3 protein-coding genes are annotated in these 2,528 nt (G+C 59.8%); all 3 read left to right on the top strand.

The annotated features are described in order from the left end of the window. Positions 1-102 precede the first annotated feature (102 nt). The 3 genes from tnpA (at position 103) to ACIGHL_RS22740 (ending at position 2,370) form a co-directional block, all read left to right on the top strand. A complete protein-coding gene (tnpA, locus tag ACIGHL_RS22750; protein ID WP_023911066.1) occupies positions 103-438 on the top strand; it encodes an IS66-like element accessory protein TnpA in 336 nt (111 codons plus the stop codon). Next, positions 435-770 (top strand): IS66 family insertion sequence element accessory protein TnpB, encoded by a 336-nt coding sequence (gene tnpB / locus ACIGHL_RS22745; RefSeq protein WP_146760192.1) that lies wholly within the window; start codon positions 435-437, stop codon positions 768-770. The genes tnpA and tnpB overlap by 4 nt, the downstream gene beginning before the upstream one ends. 61 nt (positions 771-831) lie before the next feature. Continuing rightward, positions 832-2,370: an IS66-like element ISSal1 family transposase gene (locus ACIGHL_RS22740; RefSeq protein WP_023911545.1), complete on the top strand. Its 1,539-nt coding sequence runs from the start codon at positions 832-834 to the stop codon at positions 2,368-2,370. Positions 2,371-2,528 lie beyond the last annotated feature (158 nt).

The following is a 2,528-nucleotide window of genomic DNA, read 5'->3' as shown; positions in this document are numbered from 1 at the left end:
GTAACCGTCCGCCGAACCCATCTCCCCGCTTCTTCCAGATAGCGGCATGGTGTGCACCTATTTTTGGTGGACACCATTTCAAGCCACTTTCTGGAGGGTTTCGTGTCTCGACAGCGCCGTACATTCCCCAAGGCTTTCAAGGCCCAGGTCATCGAAGAGTGCGCCCAGTCCGGTGCTTCCGTCGCCGGCGTGGCGCTCAGCCACGGGCTCAATGCCAACCTGGTGCATAAATGGATTCGTAAGCAGCGCGAGCCGCTACCGGTCGTATCTGCACGCTTTATCCCTGTGCCGCTCGGCATCCTGCCTTCAGAGCAGGCCAGCTCTGAAGAGCTGACGATACGAATCGAAATCCCCTACCACGCCGGCAGTCTGTCGGTGCACTGGCCGGTGCAGGACGGCGAAGGCTGTACACGCTTGCTGCGCGGGCTGCTCGCATGATTCGCATCGATCGCATCTGGCTGGCCACCGAGCCGATGGACATGCGCGCCGGCACCGAAACCGCATTGGCCCGTGTAGTGGCGGTATTCGGTGCGGCGAAGCCGCACTGTGCTTATCTGTTCGCCAACCGCCGCGCCAACCGCATGAAAGTGTTGGTGCATGACGGTGTAGGGATCTGGCTGGCCGCGCGGCGATTGAACCAAGGCAAGTTTCACTGGCCAGGCATCCACCGCGGCTTGGAGGTTGAACTCGACACCGAGCAGCTTCAGGCTTTGGTGCTCGGTTTACCCTGGCAGCGGGCTGGTGCAGCCGGTGCGATCACAATGCTGTAGCGCCGGCCATTAGCCTATCGCTTTATCTGCGCGGATCGCCTGCTCTGGCACAATCAGCGGCATGACTTCCTTGCCCAATCTCGACCAACTAACACCTGAGCAACTGCGCGCACTGGCCGCCCAGTTGCTCACGCAGGTCGATGCGATGGGCAAAAAGATCCACCGTGATCAAACCATCATCGAGCAGCTCACCCACGAAATCGCCTGGTTCAAGCGCCACAAGTTCGCCAAGCGTAGCGAGCAACTAAGCCCTGAACAGGGCAGCCTGCTGGATGATTTGCTCGACACGGACATCGCCGCCATCGAGGCGGAACTGAAAACCCTCAATCCTCCGGCGGCTCCGGCTGAACCCCGCCAACAGCCCAAGCGCGCGCCGCTGCCAGCCCAGTTTCCGCGTACTGTGATCCGTCACGAGCCGCAGAACACTCAATGCGCCTGCGGCTGCCCGCTGCAACGCATCGGCGAAGACATCAGCGAAAAGCTGGATTACACGCCTGGCGTGTTCACCGTCGAACAGCATGTGCGTGGCAAGTGGGCCTGCCGCCAGTGCGAAACATTGATCCAGGCGCCGGTACCAGCCCAGGTGATCGACAAGGGCATCCCGACTGCCGGCTTGCTGGCTCATGTCATGGTGGCCAAATACGCCGATCATCTGCCGCTGTACCGGCAAGAGAAGATCTTTGGCCGTGCGGGTCTGGCTATCGCGCGTTCGACATTGGCGCAGTGGGTCGGACAAACCGGCGTACAGCTCCAACCATTGGTCGATGCCCTGCGCGAGGCGGTACTGGCGCAAGGCGTGATCCATGCCGACGAAACCCCCGTGCAAATGCTGGCCCCTGGCGAGAAGAAAACCCACCGGGCTTACGTCTGGGCATACTGCACCACACCCTTCGCCGACCTGAAGGCCGTGGTCTATGACTTCAGCCCAAGCCGTGCAGGTGAGCATGCGCGCAATTTTATGGGTCAGTGGAATGGCAAACTGGTCTGCGACGACTTCGCCGGCTACAAGGCCAGCTTCGAGCAGGGCATCACCGAAATTGGCTGCATGGCCCACGCCCGCCGCAAATTTTTCGATCTGCACTCAGCGAACAAAAGCCAGTTAGCCGAACAGGCGCTGCACTCCATTGCCGGGCTGTATGAAATCGAGCGGCAAGCACGGCACATGAGCGATGAAGAACGCTGGCGAATACGCCAGGAAAAGTCTTCACCGATCCTCGATGCGCTGCATGACTGGATGCTGGCCCAGCGTGATCGGGTGCCCAATGGATCAGCCACGGCAAAAGCCCTGGATTACAGCCTAAAACGCTGGCTAGCGCTGACGCGCTATCTGGAAGATGGGGCCGTGCCCATCGACAACAATCAGGTCGAGAACCAGATTCGGCCTTGGGCATTGGGGCGCTCGAACTGGCTGTTTGCCGGTTCACTACGCAGCGGCAAACGGGCGGCTGCGATCATGAGCCTGATCCAGTCAGCACGCCTCAACGGTCACGATCCGTACGCCTACCTGAAGGACGTGCTCATGCGGCTACCAACGCAGCGGGCAAGCGAAATCAGTCAACTGCTGCCGCATCAGTGGATACAGCCTGAAGCAGGCATGTAACCACAGCGGTGTATCACCCCAAACAGCCTACCCGTAATAGTCTCGCACTGATTTTTTGGGCGTTCACGATGTGATACACGGTAAGCGTTCAGCGTGTGATACAGCTACCCGTGCAGCCTGTGATACAGATACGCAAGGTGAGTTAGCTAGACGCTTAC

This window comes from Pseudomonas sp. NPDC077451 (assembly GCF_044543345.1).
GTDB lineage: Bacteria > Pseudomonadota > Gammaproteobacteria > Pseudomonadales > Pseudomonadaceae > Stutzerimonas.
Note: the sequence above shows the minus strand (reverse complement) of the source record. Positions and strands in the feature narration are given on the sequence as shown.

Bases quoted from the DNA above. Each gene is read 5' to 3' on its own strand.
- ACIGHL_RS22740 (WP_023911545.1), top strand. From the start codon at position 832: ATGACTTCCTTGCCCAATCTCGACCAACTAACACCTGAGCAACTGCGC.
- tnpB (WP_146760192.1), top strand. From the start codon at position 435: ATGATTCGCATCGATCGCATCTGGCTGGCCACCGAGCCGATGGACATG.